We start from the raw sequence: 14,635 nt of genomic DNA, 5'->3' as shown, positions 1-14,635 counted from the left end.
ATGGCGGACACCGAGAGCAAGCCGGAGCGTTACATTCGTCCGCCGAGCGCGGAATCATCCGGAGAAGCGCCGGGCAGGGGGCGCCTCAAAGGGCGCCGCATCCTGATCGTCGGCGGCGGCCAACGCGTGTTCGACGCAGCGAGCGATCCAATCGGCAACGGCCGTGCCATGAGCATCCTGTGCGCCCGCGAGGGCGCCAAGGTCGCGGTCGCCGATCTCAACCGCAGCTCCGCCGAACAGACGGTGAAGCGCATCACGGATGAAGGCGGCGACGGCTTTGCCATCGCGGCCGACGTCACCTCGGAGGCCGACGTCGTCCGCATGATCGACGAAGCGCGCCGCGCCATGGGCGGGCTCGACGGCATGGTGCTGAACGTCGGCACATTCGGCAAGGTCGGGCTCGATGCCGTCAGCCCCGAGGAGTGGAACAAGATCTACGACGTCAATGTCCGCGGCCCCATGCTGTGCTGCCGCGCCGCGATGCCGAGGTTCGATGATGGCGGCGCCATCGTCTTCATCTCCTCCATCGCCGCGCTGAAGGCGGGTTCGCAGATGGCGGTGTACGATTCCTCGAAAGCCGCGCTCGGCGGCCTGATGCGCAACATCGCCCATCTCGGAGCCCGCCGCGGCATCCGCGCCAATCTCGTCTATCCCGGACTCGTCGACACCCCCAACGGCCGCGAAGCCGGCGCCGGCCGTCCCTCCCGCGGCAAGAGCCACATCCCGTTCGGCCGCCAGGCGACAGCCTGGGAGATTGCCTATGCCGTGCTGTTCTTCCTCTCGGACGAAAGCGTCTACGTCACCGCACAGACCCTCGCAGTCGATAGCGGCCTGAGCGGGATGTAAGTGCTCTTCTGTAGCCCGGATGGAGCGCAAGCGTAATCCGGGACCGATGCCTCACCGCGCAACCTGCCCCGGATTGCGCTGCGCTCCATCCGGGCTACGGATGCGACAGATCAGACGATCGAGCGAGATGTGCCCCGGCCCGTAAGCCATGAGGGCAAGCGCCATCGCCGCCCAAGTGAGGTGAATCGGCCAGCCGTCGGGCACCGTGAGCTCGACGATCACGGTCATGAACAGCAGCCCGAGCGCGGCGAACCGCGTGCCCAGTCCCAGCACCAGCAGGATCGGGAACATGATCTCGCCGGAGCCCGAGAGAAAGGCCATCACCGTCGGGGCCGGAAAGTGATAGGGCCCGCCGGGCAGATGCAGCATGAATTCGTCGCTGAACAGCGTCACCGCGGTGTCGTTGAGCTCGAGGAAGCCGCTCCATTTGAGCAGGCCCGAGCGCCAGAACGGCACGGCCAGCGCGAGGCGCAGCACCAGCTGGACCAGCGATGGCATCGCGAGCGCCTGCATCAGATGATTGGCTCTGTCGACGAGTGCTCCGGGCGACGCCAGGCCGCTGGCGGACGTCATGGGCTGCTCCGTGATCATGATGGGTCTCCGCAACAGAGCGAGGTGAAGGCGCCGGCTTCGATCAGCCCGGCAATGTTCGCGGCGATGTCGAATTCGCTTGCCGCCTCCAGCGCCGCCGCCGCGGCTTCGCCGAGCGGCCGGCCCAACATGAGATGGTGCGCGAAGACCGCGCCGCCGGGTGGAAGGCGGCGCACGGCGACGTCGAATTCGCCGCGCGTGATCAGGGCATCCTCCGGCGTCGAGGCATCGATCCGCATAATCGGTGCGTCGTCGCGGTTGGCCGCAAAGATCGTCACGGCAGCGTAATTCGAACGCAGGCACCGCGCGGCCGGGTGCGGAATGAAAACCAGATCAGCCAGGCGGTCGGGCGTCACCGCCGAGAGCCGGGCCGGCGACAGCGGGATGGCGTCGGCGGCGTGATAGGCGTCGAGCCAGGCCCGCTCGAGACGCGCGACGTCGCCGAGCCAGGGCAGATCTTGCGCATGCTCGTAGGCTTCGATGAAGTCCGGAAAGTCGCGGCCGTATTCGAACAGCAGCGGCGATGTCGGCGGATTGCTGCGCACATGCAAGCGCGCCATGGCGCGGAAGAAATCGGTGCCTGTGATGCGCTGCACCGCCGGATAGATCGCGGCGAGCGCTTCGATCAGGCTGACCGTGACGTTGTTGCGGTAGACGTCGTAGCGCCGGCCAGCGGCCTTGCCGTTCGGGCCGGTCACGAGCTCAGGCGTGCTGCGCGCCGGATCCAGCAGCGCCGGCGCGAACGATGCAGCAAAGCACAGGCCGGGTTCAGGCGGCATGACGCTCTCCTGCCGGCACGGCGGACAGATGACGGTCGAGGATCGCCTGGGCGGCCGCGGCTTCCGCTTGCAGCACCGGCCAGTCCGGAATCTTGCTGTCCCATTCGATCAGCGTCGGCACCGGCCCGCGGCGGCGGATCACGATCTCGTAGAGCTTCCAGACGGCGTCGGCCACCGGCCCATCGTGGCTGTCGATCAACAGCAGGTCACCTTCGTCGTCGGCCTGCTCGGCATGCCCGGCGAGATGAATTTCCGCAACGCGCGACAGCGGGAAATCAGCGAGGTAGTCGAGCGCAGAATATCCATGGTTGGCCGCGGAGACGAACACGTTGTTGAGGTCGAGCAGCAGGCCGCAGCCGGTGCGCTCCGCAACGGCGCGGATGAATTCGGCCTCGTGCATGGAGGATTCGCGGAAGGCGAGATAGGTCGACGGGTTTTCCAACAGCAGCGGTCGCCGGATCGCCTCCTGCACCTGATCGATGTGATCGCAGACGCAAGCGAGCGTCGCCGCGGTATAGGGCAGAGGCAACAGATCGTTGAAGAAGCTGGTCTCGTGCGTCGACCAGGCGAGATGCTCGGAGACCAGCGCCGGCTGATAGCGCGCGACCAGGCCGCGGAAGCGCGCCAGATGCGCCTTGTCGAGCGGCCGGGGTCCGCCGATCGACATGCAGACGCCGTGCAGCGAGAGCGGATGGTCGCGGCGGATCGTCTCCAGCGCGCGATGCGGCGGCCCTCCGGCGCCCATGTAGTTCTCGGCGTGGACCTCGAAGAAGCCGCGCTGATCCTTTGCCTCGAGGATTGCCGGGAGGTGCTCGGGCTTGAAGCTCGTCCCGGCAACGCCGCCGATCGGCGTTGCGAAGCGGAGCGGCAGCGCTGCTGGCGGGGCCGGCCTGATTGTGCTCATCGTGCTGCTCCGTTCGCGCCTGCCGTTGCGCCGGCCGTTACACCGGCTTCAGCGAACCCTTCTTGCCGCCCGGCAGCTCGATGCTGGTGCAGGTGCCGCCCTTGACGAATTTCCAGGCATTGCCCTGGTAGTCCACGGTCGAGGTGCCCTGGCAGGTGGTGCCCGGTCCCGCCGCGCAATCGTTCTGGCCTTTCAGTGCGACGCCGAAGCACTTCTCTTTCTTGGCGGCGACGGCGGCGTCGGCTTCGGCCTTGCTCAGGGGGCCCGCGGAGGCAAGGGTCGCGAGGGCGGTCGACACCGCACCGGCGAGGACGAGGGAGGTGACGGTATGTTTGGCAGACATTGAGGTTCTCCTGTTCGAGGTGGCATCGCCTGGGATGCGCGCATGGTCTCCTTCGCTCCGCGTGCCGCCCGCGTTACGGCGGGCTGCTCACGAAACCGTGAGGCCGATTGGATCGGGCGCACGAGCGGTGCGCTTGGACGGGATTAGCGGGCGAGTGGCGGGGTAAAGCCAATGCCGAGCTTCTATCGACACGTTAGCCCACGGGCATTGGCGGCCGGTGCCCCCTCCTGCCAGAGGTAACGAACGACCGACGGCGGCCGCAAAGGCAGGATCGGTGGCTCACAACGAGCGCAGGCGAAGGCAGCGATGAGGGTCGATCCGGAACGACGGCTTCATGCGATCGCAAGGATGACGGTGAGCATTCGCCTTGCCGTGTCCGCGCTGGTCCTCGCCGCGATCCTGCTGACCGCGGCGCTCTCCAGCCTGCTGTGGTGGCGCACGGCGGAGGCGGCCAGCCGGCAGCTCGCCTCGACCATCAACGAGCAGATCGTCGCGGCGGTGCGCAAGGAGGTCTCGGCCATCGTCGACGAGGCGCGGGCCGCGCACACCGCGATCCGCACGCTGTTCCTCCAGAACGTGCTCGACACCCGCGAGGCCGACAAGCGCGAGTTCGTCTTCCTCTCGCAATTGCAGTCGCAGGCGACGATTTCCTGGGTCGCGTTCGGCTGGCCCGACGGCTCCTTCTTCGCCGCGCACAAGCTCGGCGATCGGCGCCTGGAGATGATGGAGATCTCGTTGACGGATCATCCGGGCGAACGCCGGGTCGACGAATATGACGTGGTGCCCGGCGACATCGAATTTGCCAACCGCCGCTTCGAGCCGACCGATTTCCGCGTCGCCGATCAGGCCTGGTTCAAGGCCGGCCTCGGCGCGGACGATCCGCAATGGTTCAGGGTCATGAGACACGCGACCGGCGAGCGGCCGTCGATCGCCTTCGCCGGCCCGATCGACGTCTACCAGGAGCGGCAAGGCGTGCTTGCCGTCATCATCGAATATACCAGGCTCGCGCGCTTCCTCTCGCAGCTGGAGGTCGGACGCACCGGCACCGCCTTCATCGTCGACGGCAGCGGCGAGCTCGTCGCAGCGCCGGACAAGGACGCCGACGAGCTCCATCCGGCGCGTGGCGACACGGCGCTGCTGCCGCTGGCGCGCGCAGCGCTCGACCAGGCGGGGGAGGCCGGCCGCAAGGAGGCCTGGCGAAGCCGGCTCACCTCGGGCGGCGCGGCCTATGAGGTTGCGCTGACGCCGCTGCCGTTTCCCGGCTGGTCGCTCGCGACCGTGATCCCCGAGGCCGAATTTCTCGGGCCGGTCGAGACGACATTGCATCGCCTTATCCTCGGCCTCACCGTCGGCGCCGTGCTCGCGGCGCTGGCCTCGGCTATGCTGGCGCGGTCCGTCATCGCCGCGCCGCTGTCGCGCGTCGTCGGCGAGCTGCGCCATGTCGAAGCCTTCGCGCTGGAGCAGGTCCGTCGCCATCCGTCGCGGCTCAAGGAGATCGCAAGCCTGTCGGGTGCGATCGCGGAGATGGCGGCCGGCCTGTCCGCATTCCGCAAGTTCATCCCGGCGGACCTCGTCCGCGGCCTGCTGCGTCAGGGCGTCGAGGCGAAGCCCGGCGGCAGCATCCAGGAGCTCAGCGTGATGTTCATCGACATCGCCGGCTTCACCGGCCTGTCGGAGCGGCTCGGCGACCGCGTCGTGCCGCTGCTGTCGCGCTATCTCGACCTCACCTCGGAGATCATCGTCGCCAATGGCGGGACCATCGACAAGTTCATCGGCGATGCCGTGATGGCGTTCTGGGGCGCGCCGCAGCCGCAAGGCGATCACGCCGCACGATGCTGCCGCGCCGCGCTCGCCTGCCGCCGGGCGATCGACGAGTCGGGCCTCGTCGACGATCTCGGTCAGCCGCTCCAGATCCGCATCGGCATCAATTCCGGCCGCATGCTGGTCGGCAATATCGGCTCGGAGCTGCGGCTGAACTACACCGTGATCGGCGATGCCGTGAACGTCGCGAGCCGGCTCGAAGGCGCCAACAAATCCTACGGCACGCAGATCCTGATCGGCGCGGCAACCGAACGTCTGGCGCGCGGCGCCGTCGTCACGCGCGAGGTCGACAGCATCGCGGTCTACGGACGCGAGGAGGGACTCTCCGTCCACGAGCTGATCGGGATGGTGAACGAGAATGCGGTCGGCAGCATCGGCTGGATCGCGGATTACGAACGCGGCCTCGCCGCCTATCGCGCCCGCCGCTTTGCCGATGCGCTCGCCGATTTCGAGGCGGTGCTGAAGCGGCGCGGCGACGATCGCCCGGCCGAGCTGATGCGTGACCGCTGCCGTCGGCTCGCTGCAGCTGCGCCCGACGTCAGCTGGCGGCCTGTGGCGGCATTGGCGTCGAAATAGCGACATCATCCGGCTACAAACTCTGGTACATACTCCGACTTTCCCGGACGAGCTCAAGACATGAAGGCAACGCTGCTCAATCCTGAAATCTACACCCGCTCGCCGTGGAAGAACGGCGCCGGCGTCTTCACCGACATCGCGGATGCGCATCGGGCCGATGCGCCGCGGAAGGACTGGGACAGCCTGCTCTGGCGCTTTGCGTCGACGCCGATTCTTGCGTCCGGTCCGTTCTCCCACATGCCCGGCATCGACCGCTTGCAAATGGTCGTCGAGGGCCGCGGGCTGGTGCTGAAGTCGCCGACGCAGGAATTCGACGAACGTGAACCTTTTACGACGGTGCGGTTCACCGGCGAGCTCGAGATCGTGACCGAGCTCGAGGCCGGTCCCGTCGAGGTCGTGAACCTCATGGCGCGGCGCGGCGCGGCCGAGATCGATCTCCTCGCGTTGAAGCAGCCCGGCGACCGGCACCTCGCCGCCGGCACGCATCTGGTCTACGCCCCGCGCGGCGAATGCCGCATCCGCCTCGACAACGAGGAATTTGCGATTCCCCGCACCGGCACGTTGAAGGTCGAGCTGGCCGGGCCGTCGCAGCTTGCGCTCGTCGCGGGTCTGGCGGTGCTGGGGTCGATCCGGCTTCTGGTCTAGAACCTCAGACCGATGCGCACAATCCATGCAACTAGCTAGGTTGACGCCGCCGGGCCGGCGCACGATATCTGCTGGCTAAACCGCAGCTCGAGGGGCAGGATATGAATGCGCCACACACATACGCCCCCACACTGGCCGACGGCGTCATCGACTGGCTGACCAACGGCACGCGCGACGAGCGCTTCATCGACGACATCTTCGCGCTGATGTGCATCCGCCTGCAGCAGGCGGGCATTCCGCTCAAGCGATCGACGCTTCACGTGATGATCCATCATCCGCAATGGCTGGGTGCCCGCATGATGTGGTCCGACGGCAAGCGCGAGGCGGAGATCACGCTGGCCGACTATGACGTTCGCGAGCGGTCCGAATATATCGGCAGCTCCGCCAACGAGATCCATGACGGTGCCGACGAGGTCCGCGAAAAGCTCGAACAGGATTCCTCGCTCGGTCGCAAGCATGCCCTCTATGACGACATGCGGTCGCTGGGCATGACCGACTATGTGGCCTGGCCGCTGCTGCACACGCTCGGCAAGCGCCACGTCGTGACCTTCGCCACTGATCGTCCCGGCGGTTTCGAGGATGTCCACATCGCCGGCCTGAAGAAGCTGTTGCCGGTGCTGGCGCTGGTCAGCGAGATCCGCATCAAGAATCGCCTGGCGCGCACGCTGCTGGAAACTTATGTCGGCTCCCATGCCGGCGAGCTGATCCTGGCCGGCGCCACCAGGCGCGGCACCGGCACGACGGTGCGCGCCGCGATCATGATCTGCGACCTCAGGGACTTCACCAAGATCTCCGACAACTGGCCGCGCGACGATGTCATCGACCTTCTCAACGACTATTTCGACGCGATGTCGGAGCCGATCGCGCGGCACGGCGGCGAGATCCTGAAGTTCATCGGCGACGGGCTGCTCGCCATCTTCCCGCTGCATCAGCCGAACGCCTGCGCCAATCTTCTGCATGCGGTGGCCGAGGCGAGGGGAGCCATGGCCGCGCTCAACGATCGGAACAGCGCGACCGGCCGCGCGCCGCTGAACTACGGCATCGGCGTCCACGTCGGTGATGTCATGTACGGCAATATCGGATCTGCCCAGCGGCTGGATTTCACGGTGATCGGCCCGGCCGTCAACATGGCCTCCCGCCTGGAGGCGCTGACCAAGACGCTCGGCAGGAATGTGCTGCTGTCACGCGATTTCGCCGAGCTTGTCGAGAAGGAGTTCGCATTGGAGCATGTCGGCCGGCACGAGGTGCGCGGCTTCAACGCCCCGATCGAGCTCTATGCCTATCCGGCTCGCGCTATTTCCGGTTAGTTCCGGGGGCGTTCGGCAGGGCCTGTTGGCCCCCCTGGGTCTGCCTGGCCGGATCGTTGTCGCCCGGCCTCATCGTTGACGACTTCGCCGGTGCATTGGCGCCGCCGTTGTTGGCGTCCGACGACGTATTGAGGCTGGAGGCGCCCGCGCCGGTCGTGCCGCCGGTGCCGGTCGAATTGATGCCGGAGCCCGTCCTCGACGGCCCCGCGCCGCTTTGCGCGAAGGCGGAAGGAGACGAGGCGAGCGCCGCGATGAGCCCTGCTATGACGAGTGCTTTCATGTCCGCTCCTGTGCTCGGCCTGGTGCATGATCCGGACCCGGAGGGCCGCGCAGCGCAAAGTGCGCAGCGGTTTTCCAAAAAGATCATGCTCAAAAAATAACCTGGAGCGCGATGACGGTTCATCCTAATCGCATCGCGCTCTAGGCCGCCCCGGCCCGGCATCCGGGGGCGGGCTTGAGCCGGGGCCGCCATTTGCCGGAATGGTGAGACGCCGGCGAAGGGCCAATGCGCGGGAACGCGTGGTCGTTCCAAATTCGATGGGGCGCCGCAAACCCGCTGAACTAGGCTGACCAGCGGTCCTGCTCTTCCTGGTGGGCTTGCTCGTTCAGCCGGTCGGCGATCTCGTCCGCAATCTGCTCGGTCTCGGCCGAGGCCACCGGCTCGCCCTTGTGTGTCTTCAGCTTGTCCTTGTCGGCTTCGATCGGAAAGTCGTCGGGTGTCAGTCCGGTCGTCTTGTTCATGGTGCGCCTCACTGTCTCCAGTTGGGGAAAACACACGTGAAGGGCCGATCGTTGCTTTGAGGATGAAGCCGCTGGACGAGGCGGCGTCAGGCGCCGCCGACTGCCCGCGTGATGGTGCCGCTCCCGCCGCAGGTGGCGCAAGGCGCGCCGTCGATGCGTCCCTTGCCGTGACAATCGGGACAGACGTCGTCGCCGGTGCCCTTGGTTCCGGGCGGAGCTTCGTCACCGGGATTGAGCGCTGCTTGCGTGGGAATCTTGGCGTCTTGTGCGTGGGCAGCCTTGGTCTTGGTCATCTGCGCCTCCTCGACAACACCGCAACGCGCCTTGCCGCAGAAAGTGCCAATCGGAGTTCGCAGCGCAGTCAACGGAACCGCGCCGCTGTTCTCGCTACTTCTCGACTGCGCCCGTCCAGTCCTTGAAGCCGCCGACGTTGTAGACGTTCTCGTAACCCATATCCTTCAAGAGCTTGCCGGCCAGCGCCGACCTGCCGCCGGATGCGCAATAGAGGATGACGGTCTTGCCCTTGTCGAACGCCTTGTCGTGATAGGGCGACTCCGGGTCGGCGCGAAACTCCAGCATCCCGCGCGAGACGTTCACGGCGCCGGCGATCTTGCCGCTGGCGGCGACTTCCGGCGCATCGCGAACGTCCACGACCAGCGTGTTGCCCTTGTTGATCATCTCGGCCGCCTGCTCCGAGGTGATCTTCGGGACCGCCGCGCTCGCAGCTTCCAGCATTTGCTTGACACTCGTTGCCATAAATTCTCTCCGGATTTTCTTCTGCCGCCCCATAGGAGGATAGCACATCGATCTGGACATCGCTCCTGGATAAGCTTGTCCCGCCGGAGTCAGAGGCCGGAGGTCCGGTTGCCAAGGCCGGATTGTCCGACTAGCCTTGCCGAAGCTACGCCCAAACGGTCTCTGGCCGCACCTTCATGCCCAAATTTCTCCGCATCGGTGTCCATCAGTCCAACGTCTCCGGATACACCTCGAAGGCGTGGTGCGTCAGACGCGTCGGCGCGGCGGTCTTCCTGAAATGGGGCGCGGTGGAGGTGCAGGGCGCCGGCGCCGGGCGCAAGGTCTACTGGTCGCGGTCGCCGCAGGAGAAGACGATCCGTTGCGGCACCGCGCAGCGCGCGCAGGAGTACACGAAAGCCGCGATCGCGCGGCGCCGCAATCACCGCTATGAGCCGCTGACCGGACCCATCGCGAACCGGCGCCGGTCGGCTGCCCGCGCCGCCGAGCTCAAGCAGGCGCTCGCCACCATCCTCATCGTGGACATCGTCGGCTCCACGGCGAAGGCAGCCAAGCTCGGCGATGCGCGCTGGACCAAGGTGATAGGCCATTATTACGCGGCGGTCCGCAAGGAGCTGAAGACGTGCCGCGGCAAGGAGGTCGTGACCACGGGCGACGGCGTGCTGGCGACCTTCAGGAAACCCGCTGCCGGCATCGCCTGCGCGGCCGCGATTCAGAAAGCCGTGCGCACGCTCGGCCTCGAGATCAGGGTGGGTCTCCACGCGGGCGAATACACCATCAGCGGCGGCGAAATGGTCGGCCTCGCGTTCCACATCTGCACCCGGGTTGCAGCGAAAGCACGCGCGGGCGAGGTGCTGGTTTCGAGCGCGGTAAAGGAACTGATGGCGGCGCAGTCCGCAATCAACCTGAGGGATCATGGCCAGCACCGGCTCAAGGGGGTGCCCGAAAGGTGGCGGCTGTACCGGGTGGAGGGCTGAGGGCATCGCGGCGCAATAAGCCTTGCGAGGCTGCGCCTCAGTCACAGCCCCTGGATTCAAGCTTCCGCCTTCATGTTTGCGAAACGGTCCCGCAAATAGGCGGCGAAGGGACGCCTTCCCTCATCCTGGCTCCAACTGTCGATCGCAAGGCGAAAAGCTCCGATTGAGACCATCGCGACTATGCGGAGTGCCGTTCGCCGCTTGGGCTGCGGCCACATCGTGCAGAGCGCGTCGAAGACCGCCTGTTCCTGTTGGGCGTATTTGGTGGCCTCGCGGGCGCGAAGCGTCTCGTTGGTGCGGATGAACCGGTCGATCTCCATCATTTGTTTCCGGGCCTGGACGTCCTCGTAGGACGCCGTGAGTCTGACCAGTGCATTCTTCACCGCTTCGAGCGGCGGCTGCTTGGTCGATTGCTCCAGAACGGCGCGCCCTATGGCTTCGGCGAGACCGCCCTGCCAGGCCAGGATGATGTCTTCCTTCGACTTGAAATAATAGAAGAAGGTCCGACGCGAAATTCCCGCTGCCTCCGCGATGGCGTCGAGCGTCGTCGCCTCATAGCCGTTCCGAAGGAAGAGCCTCAGACCGGTGTCGGTGATCCGTCGCAACGTTTCGCGGCGCTTTTGCTCCCTCAGTCCCTCGCTTTTCGGTGATGGGTCGTCTCCGTCCTGTTTCGACACACAACGGCCTCATTCAAAATTACACTCAGTGCGATAAAATTCCGCATCAAGTGCGAAATTACTGCATGTGAGGCCGGCCAGCAAGGCTCGGGCCGATTCGAGGCGTCCAAGACCAGCGAACTGGATCAAGATGACTGCAGACAGGGACGGCCCGGCGAACGACCGGGATGCCGATGCTTCGCGTTGCGATTTCCACGATGCCGAGGCCGGTTTGCTGCAAGCGGCGGCCGGGAAGGACCAGCGCACGCGCAGCTCCGGCAACATCGAGCTTCTACGCCGCAATCCTGCCGGTTACGTCGCCTCCAGCCATCGCCAGGGCGCGCCGCACCGGCCTCGCCGTGCAATCAGCAGACCTCGCAGGAGCCTGCAATCCGTCCCCCGGACGATACATGACGCGCGAGCCCGTCATGCCGGCGAGCAGCGCCTCGACGGCGCCGTGCAAGGCTCGCCAAGGGAACGTGACCAGCGTCGATTTGTCGCTCGGACCCTCGCGCGCGCGGTGAAGGCCATACGTTCGCCGTATCTCGGCAATTTCGGCGTTCTCATCCTGCTGTGCGCAATCTCGTTCCATCCCTGCTTCGATCTGGCGAACGTCGTTTCGAACAGCTTCCTCTGTCTCGGTGCGAAGGCGGCGTTCGCCGCGACCGTCAATCTCGTGGTGGACGACTGGACCCCGACGATCCAGGCCTTTCTGGCCGGCCGCCTTCTGCGCTGGATTGGCCTCAGCCTTCTGCTCGCGCTGCTCCCCGTGCTGACCGTCATCCGCGCCGGGACGCTGGCCAAGCTGCGGGCGCTAGCCGCCCTCTTGCTTGTCCGGCTGCGCGGGATCCTCAGAGCTTCGCTGCGGCCACTGAATCGCGCAGCGCGGGAGGGCCGCGGCGCAGGTGTCGTTCACGAGAAGGTCAACAGGCTCGGGCGGCACAACGCTTGAAAATTACACTAGGTGTAATTTAACTGGCCCGATGTGATGTTGTGCCGTGGGAGATGGCCCGATGCCTGGTTGGAGTGCGAGCGATATTCCGTCCCAGCGGGGGCGTTGCGCCGTTGTCACGGGCACGGGTGGCCTGGGTTACCAAGATGCGCTGGCGTTGGCGCGTGCGGACGGCGAAGTGATCATTGCCGGTCGCAATGCCTCGAAGGGAGCAGACGCCGTCGCGCGGATCCGATCCCGTCAGCCCAACGCCAACGTCCGGTTCGAACGGCTCGACCTTGCGGATATTCATTCGGTGCGGGCCTTCGGCTCCCGTTTGCGTGGCCAACGGGACAGTCTCGACCTGCTCGTCAACAATGCCGCGGTCATGATGCCCCCTGTCCGGCAAGTAACGGCCGACGGGTTCGAAATGCAGTTCGGCACGAACCACCTCGGCCATTTCGCGCTGACGGCCGAGCTTCTGCCGCTGCTGCACAAGGGCGTCGAGCCGCGCGTCGTCACCGTGTCCAGCCTGGCAGCGCGCAGCGGAGCGATCGAGTTCGACAATCTGCAGGCTGAGCGTCGCTACCAGCCGATGCCGATCTACAGCCAGTCCAAGCTTGCGAACCTGATGTTTGCGTTCGAGCTGCAGCGACGCAGCCGGAGGTTCGGCTGGGGCATCACCAGCGTTGCGGCCCATCCCGGCGTATCGCGGACCGACCTCATTCCGAATGGCGCCGGCCGGATGAGCCTTCCCGGCCTGGCGCGGACCGCCCTCTGGTTCCTGTTTCAGCCGGCGGCGCAAGGTGCGCTGCCGACGCTGTTCGCGGCGACGTCGCCGGACATCGTCCCCGGCGGCTATTACGGTCCGGACAAGTTCGGCGAAATCCGCGGTTCGCCGTCCGTGGCCCGCGTGCCGCCGCAGGCCGATGACGATGCGGTGGCGTCTCATCTGTGGGATGTCTCGGCAAGACTGACCGGCGCTCGCTTAGCGACGGAGTCGTCCCGCACCCAGGCGAGGACGGATCTGTGCACTTGAAGCGGCCTCGCGCAGGTCCGCCATTCCGAGGCCCGGCGGCCGCGTAGAAAGACGAAGCAGAGGACTCCAACATGACCCGTCGAAATCTGGTGCTGATCGCTTTGGGAGTTTGCCTGATGAGTGCTCCAGTCCACGCGACGCCGCCGAACAAGGTGCTCGGCACCTGGAGAATGGTCTCCGCTCAGATCGATCCGGAAGGAAAGAACCTGCCGGCCTATGGCGCGCGGCCGAACGGGCTGCTGACCTTCACGCCGGACATGCACTTCATCGAGGTGCTGACCGACTCGGACGTCCCGCGCTTTGCCTCCAGCGTGCGGGGAGAGGGCACGGACGCGGAAAACCGCGCGGCCATGGCCGGCAGCATCGGCTTTTTCGGCACCTACACGGTGGATGAGAACGGCGAGTTCAGCGGCAACAAGGTCGAGGGCTGCACCTTTCCGAACTGGATCGGCAGCGTTCGGACGCGGAAGGAATTGCGTCTGGTGGTCGACGGCGACGTCATGACCGAGAATTTTGAACGACCTGACGGCACGAAGATCCGCATCACGTTCGAGCGGGTCCGCTAGCGCCGTTCACGCCGACGGCGTTACCTTCGGCTCCGGAAAGGGGCAGGGCGATCACATATGGGAGCGATCTCGCCTGTGGCCATTCTTCGAGACGCCCGCCGTTAGCGGGCGTTGAAGGACGAGGCGCGCGCTCAGCTCGCGCAAAGCACCATATGCAATAGTCCTGGGAGAGGGGCTCGGCTCGACCGTCGCCGCCTTGATGTTGACATTCAGCTTCAACCTGCTGACGAGTCTGGGGCTTGGCGAATCCGCCAAGCTGATGCTGCAGGGTGCGATCATCGGCCTTGCAGCGGCCGCATATTCGGCAAGGCGCCAGTCATGATTGCCTCGATATCGGAACGAGAACGGATGCGGCCGCAGCCGCGATGACAACAGGAGAGATGACATGACCGATGTGATGGCTGGAGCCGAACCATTCTTCATGCAGGGCAAGGGGCCTGCGGTCCTCGTGCTCCACGGCTTCACGGGAACGACGCAAAGCATGCGGTACCTCGGCGAAGAGCTTCACCGGCGCTTCGGCTTCACCGTCAGCGGGCCTCGCCTGGGGGGCCACGGCACCTCACCGGACGACATGGAAACGACCGGCTATCTCGATTGGCTCGCGTCGGCGGAGCAGGCGCTTCACGAGCTGGCTGGCCAGGGCACCAAGGTCTTCGTCACCGGCCTGTCCATGGGAGGCACGCTGACGCTCAACCTAGCCGCACGTTTTCCGAACATCGTCGCAGGCGCCGTGCCGATCAACGGTGCCGCCGGAATCTTCGATGGCGCGATGGCCGAGCTCGTATCGGACGGCGCGGCGCCGAAGCGCGTTCCCGGCATCGGATCGGACATCAAGGCCGCCGGCGTCAAGGAGCTGGCCTATCAGGAGGTGCCAGTCGCTTGCCTCCGGCAGGTCCACGTCCTGATTGCTGCGACCGAAAGCCTGCTGCGCAAGGTCAGCTGTCCCACGCTCGCCATTCATTCCAGAGAGGACCACGTCGTGCCGGCGGCCAATGGCAAGCGAATCGCGCAGGAGGTCAGTTCCAACGACGTGCGCCTGCTTTGGCTCGACAATTCCTATCATGTCGCCACGCTCGATAACGACAAGGATCTGATCGTAGAGCGCTGCGGACGATTCATCTCGGAAATCGCCGGGGCGGCGCCTGGATAGAACAGCGCTT

19 protein-coding genes are annotated in these 14,635 nt (G+C 66.0%); 11 read left to right on the top strand and 8 right to left on the bottom strand.

The annotated features are described in order from the left end of the window. The gene (locus I6F31_RS16050) at nucleotides 1-846 is read left to right on the top strand and encodes an SDR family oxidoreductase (protein ID WP_036011702.1); all 846 of its coding nucleotides are present in this window, start codon (nucleotides 1-3) and stop codon (nucleotides 844-846) included. Nucleotides 847-897: 51 nt separating this feature from the next. On the opposite strand, the gene I6F31_RS16045 is transcribed toward I6F31_RS16050, so the two are convergent. Genes I6F31_RS16045 through I6F31_RS16030 form a run of 4 tightly spaced genes read right to left on the bottom strand, consistent with a single transcriptional unit; the run spans nucleotide 898 to nucleotide 3,463 of the window. Further along, nucleotides 898-1,437: a DoxX family protein gene (locus I6F31_RS16045; protein WP_051057089.1), complete on the bottom strand. Its 540-nt coding sequence runs from the start codon at nucleotides 1,435-1,437 to the stop codon at nucleotides 898-900. After that, on the bottom strand, nucleotides 1,434-2,216 hold the full coding sequence (locus I6F31_RS16040; RefSeq protein WP_036011687.1) for a DNA-binding domain-containing protein: 783 nt from the start codon (nucleotides 2,214-2,216) through the stop codon (nucleotides 1,434-1,436). The genes I6F31_RS16045 and I6F31_RS16040 overlap by 4 nt, the downstream gene beginning before the upstream one ends. Further along, the gene (locus tag I6F31_RS16035; protein ID WP_036011685.1) at nucleotides 2,206-3,120 is read right to left on the bottom strand and encodes a DUF692 domain-containing protein; all 915 of its coding nucleotides are present in this window, start codon (nucleotides 3,118-3,120) and stop codon (nucleotides 2,206-2,208) included. Before I6F31_RS16035 ends, I6F31_RS16040 begins: the two co-directional genes overlap by 11 nt. A gap of 37 nt (nucleotides 3,121-3,157) precedes the next feature. Next, complete coding sequence (locus I6F31_RS16030) at nucleotides 3,158-3,463, bottom strand: DUF2282 domain-containing protein (protein ID WP_036011683.1); 306 nt, start codon at nucleotides 3,461-3,463, stop codon at nucleotides 3,158-3,160. Nucleotides 3,464-3,769: 306 nt separating this feature from the next. Between I6F31_RS16030 and I6F31_RS16025 the strand changes: the two genes are divergently transcribed. The 4 genes from I6F31_RS16025 to I6F31_RS16010 all read left to right on the top strand — a co-directional run bounded on the left by I6F31_RS16025 (nucleotide 3,770) and on the right by I6F31_RS16010 (nucleotide 8,192). Beyond that, nucleotides 3,770-5,860, top strand: a complete 2,091-nt coding sequence (locus tag I6F31_RS16025; RefSeq protein ID WP_225185708.1) for an adenylate/guanylate cyclase domain-containing protein — start codon at nucleotides 3,770-3,772, stop codon at nucleotides 5,858-5,860. 60 nt (nucleotides 5,861-5,920) lie between these two features. Continuing rightward, nucleotides 5,921-6,505 carry a HutD family protein gene (locus tag I6F31_RS16020; RefSeq protein WP_036026727.1) on the top strand — a complete coding sequence of 195 codons (585 nt, stop codon included), beginning with the start codon at nucleotides 5,921-5,923 and terminating at the stop codon, nucleotides 6,503-6,505. Between the two features lie 101 nt (nucleotides 6,506-6,606). Next, complete coding sequence (locus I6F31_RS16015; RefSeq protein WP_036011675.1) at nucleotides 6,607-7,812, top strand: adenylate/guanylate cyclase domain-containing protein; 1,206 nt, start codon at nucleotides 6,607-6,609, stop codon at nucleotides 7,810-7,812. 56 nt (nucleotides 7,813-7,868) lie between these two features. Next, complete coding sequence (locus I6F31_RS16010) at nucleotides 7,869-8,192, top strand: hypothetical protein (RefSeq protein WP_225147753.1); 324 nt, start codon at nucleotides 7,869-7,871, stop codon at nucleotides 8,190-8,192. A gap of 181 nt (nucleotides 8,193-8,373) precedes the next feature. Here I6F31_RS16010 and I6F31_RS16005 read toward each other — a convergent pair whose 3' ends face one another. From I6F31_RS16005 to I6F31_RS15995, 3 genes are all read right to left on the bottom strand, one after another. After that, nucleotides 8,374-8,553, bottom strand: coding sequence for a hypothetical protein (locus I6F31_RS16005; protein ID WP_036011671.1), 180 nt, complete (start codon nucleotides 8,551-8,553; stop codon nucleotides 8,374-8,376). A gap of 86 nt (nucleotides 8,554-8,639) precedes the next feature. Then, nucleotides 8,640-8,846, bottom strand: coding sequence for a hypothetical protein (locus I6F31_RS16000; protein ID WP_050991724.1), 207 nt, complete (start codon nucleotides 8,844-8,846; stop codon nucleotides 8,640-8,642). A 94-nt stretch (nucleotides 8,847-8,940) separates the two neighbouring features. Next, nucleotides 8,941-9,309: a rhodanese-like domain-containing protein gene (locus I6F31_RS15995; RefSeq protein ID WP_225147752.1), complete on the bottom strand. Its 369-nt coding sequence runs from the start codon at nucleotides 9,307-9,309 to the stop codon at nucleotides 8,941-8,943. Nucleotides 9,310-9,485: 176 nt separating this feature from the next. On the opposite strand from I6F31_RS15995, the gene I6F31_RS15990 reads away from it, so the two are divergent. Next, on the top strand, nucleotides 9,486-10,283 hold the full coding sequence (locus tag I6F31_RS15990) for an adenylate/guanylate cyclase domain-containing protein (protein WP_057026102.1): 798 nt from the start codon (nucleotides 9,486-9,488) through the stop codon (nucleotides 10,281-10,283). Nucleotides 10,284-10,339: 56 nt separating this feature from the next. Here I6F31_RS15990 and I6F31_RS15985 read toward each other — a convergent pair whose 3' ends face one another. Beyond that, nucleotides 10,340-10,888: a TetR/AcrR family transcriptional regulator gene (locus tag I6F31_RS15985; protein WP_225114033.1), complete on the bottom strand. Its 549-nt coding sequence runs from the start codon at nucleotides 10,886-10,888 to the stop codon at nucleotides 10,340-10,342. Between the two features lie 283 nt (nucleotides 10,889-11,171). Here I6F31_RS15985 and I6F31_RS15980 point away from each other — a divergent pair, with 283 nt between their 5' ends. From I6F31_RS15980 to I6F31_RS15965, 5 genes are all read left to right on the top strand, one after another. After that, nucleotides 11,172-11,891, top strand: a complete 720-nt coding sequence (locus tag I6F31_RS15980; RefSeq protein ID WP_225114034.1) for a hypothetical protein — start codon at nucleotides 11,172-11,174, stop codon at nucleotides 11,889-11,891. Nucleotides 11,892-11,952: 61 nt separating this feature from the next. Beyond that, on the top strand, nucleotides 11,953-12,909 hold the full coding sequence (locus tag I6F31_RS15975; RefSeq protein WP_036011654.1) for an oxidoreductase: 957 nt from the start codon (nucleotides 11,953-11,955) through the stop codon (nucleotides 12,907-12,909). Between the two features lie 116 nt (nucleotides 12,910-13,025). Continuing rightward, nucleotides 13,026-13,475, top strand: a complete 450-nt coding sequence (locus I6F31_RS15970) for a lipocalin-like domain-containing protein (protein WP_225114035.1) — start codon at nucleotides 13,026-13,028, stop codon at nucleotides 13,473-13,475. Nucleotides 13,476-13,674: 199 nt separating this feature from the next. After that, nucleotides 13,675-13,797 (top strand): hypothetical protein, encoded by a 123-nt coding sequence (locus I6F31_RS36520; RefSeq protein WP_260345905.1) that lies wholly within the window; start codon nucleotides 13,675-13,677, stop codon nucleotides 13,795-13,797. Nucleotides 13,798-13,896: 99 nt separating this feature from the next. Next, the gene (locus I6F31_RS15965) at nucleotides 13,897-14,625 is read left to right on the top strand and encodes an alpha/beta fold hydrolase (RefSeq protein WP_225185707.1); all 729 of its coding nucleotides are present in this window, start codon (nucleotides 13,897-13,899) and stop codon (nucleotides 14,623-14,625) included. The last annotated feature ends 10 nt before the right edge of the window (nucleotides 14,626-14,635 follow it).

Origin of the sequence: Bradyrhizobium sp. NBAIM01 (assembly GCF_020194115.1) — a bacterium.
GTDB lineage: Bacteria > Pseudomonadota > Alphaproteobacteria > Rhizobiales > Xanthobacteraceae > Bradyrhizobium > Bradyrhizobium yuanmingense.
The sequence above is the reverse complement of the archived record's forward strand: the minus strand, read 5'-3'. Positions and strand labels throughout refer to the sequence as shown.

Excerpts from the sequence above, each read along its gene's own strand:
- I6F31_RS16030 (WP_036011683.1), bottom strand. The coding sequence starts at position 3,463 with ATGTCTGCCAAACATACCGTCACCTCCCTCGTCCTCGCCGGTGCGGTG.
- I6F31_RS15975 (WP_036011654.1), top strand. The coding sequence starts at position 11,953 with ATGCCTGGTTGGAGTGCGAGCGATATTCCGTCCCAGCGGGGGCGTTGC.
- I6F31_RS15990 (WP_057026102.1), top strand. The coding sequence starts at position 9,486 with ATGCCCAAATTTCTCCGCATCGGTGTCCATCAGTCCAACGTCTCCGGA.
- I6F31_RS16015 (WP_036011675.1), top strand. The coding sequence starts at position 6,607 with ATGAATGCGCCACACACATACGCCCCCACACTGGCCGACGGCGTCATC.
- I6F31_RS16000 (WP_050991724.1), bottom strand. The coding sequence starts at position 8,846 with ATGACCAAGACCAAGGCTGCCCACGCACAAGACGCCAAGATTCCCACG.
- I6F31_RS16020 (WP_036026727.1), top strand. The coding sequence starts at position 5,921 with ATGAAGGCAACGCTGCTCAATCCTGAAATCTACACCCGCTCGCCGTGG.
- I6F31_RS15965 (WP_225185707.1), top strand. The coding sequence starts at position 13,897 with ATGCAGGGCAAGGGGCCTGCGGTCCTCGTGCTCCACGGCTTCACGGGA.
- I6F31_RS36520 (WP_260345905.1), top strand. The coding sequence starts at position 13,675 with ATGTTGACATTCAGCTTCAACCTGCTGACGAGTCTGGGGCTTGGCGAA.
- I6F31_RS16050 (WP_036011702.1), top strand. The coding sequence starts at position 1 with ATGGCGGACACCGAGAGCAAGCCGGAGCGTTACATTCGTCCGCCGAGC.
- I6F31_RS16025 (WP_225185708.1), top strand. The coding sequence starts at position 3,770 with ATGAGGGTCGATCCGGAACGACGGCTTCATGCGATCGCAAGGATGACG.
- I6F31_RS16005 (WP_036011671.1), bottom strand. The coding sequence starts at position 8,553 with ATGAACAAGACGACCGGACTGACACCCGACGACTTTCCGATCGAAGCC.
- I6F31_RS16045 (WP_051057089.1), bottom strand. The coding sequence starts at position 1,437 with ATGATCACGGAGCAGCCCATGACGTCCGCCAGCGGCCTGGCGTCGCCC.
- I6F31_RS15995 (WP_225147752.1), bottom strand. The coding sequence starts at position 9,309 with ATGGCAACGAGTGTCAAGCAAATGCTGGAAGCTGCGAGCGCGGCGGTC.
- I6F31_RS15970 (WP_225114035.1), top strand. The coding sequence starts at position 13,026 with ATGAGTGCTCCAGTCCACGCGACGCCGCCGAACAAGGTGCTCGGCACC.
- I6F31_RS16035 (WP_036011685.1), bottom strand. The coding sequence starts at position 3,120 with ATGAGCACAATCAGGCCGGCCCCGCCAGCAGCGCTGCCGCTCCGCTTC.
- I6F31_RS16040 (WP_036011687.1), bottom strand. The coding sequence starts at position 2,216 with ATGCCGCCTGAACCCGGCCTGTGCTTTGCTGCATCGTTCGCGCCGGCG.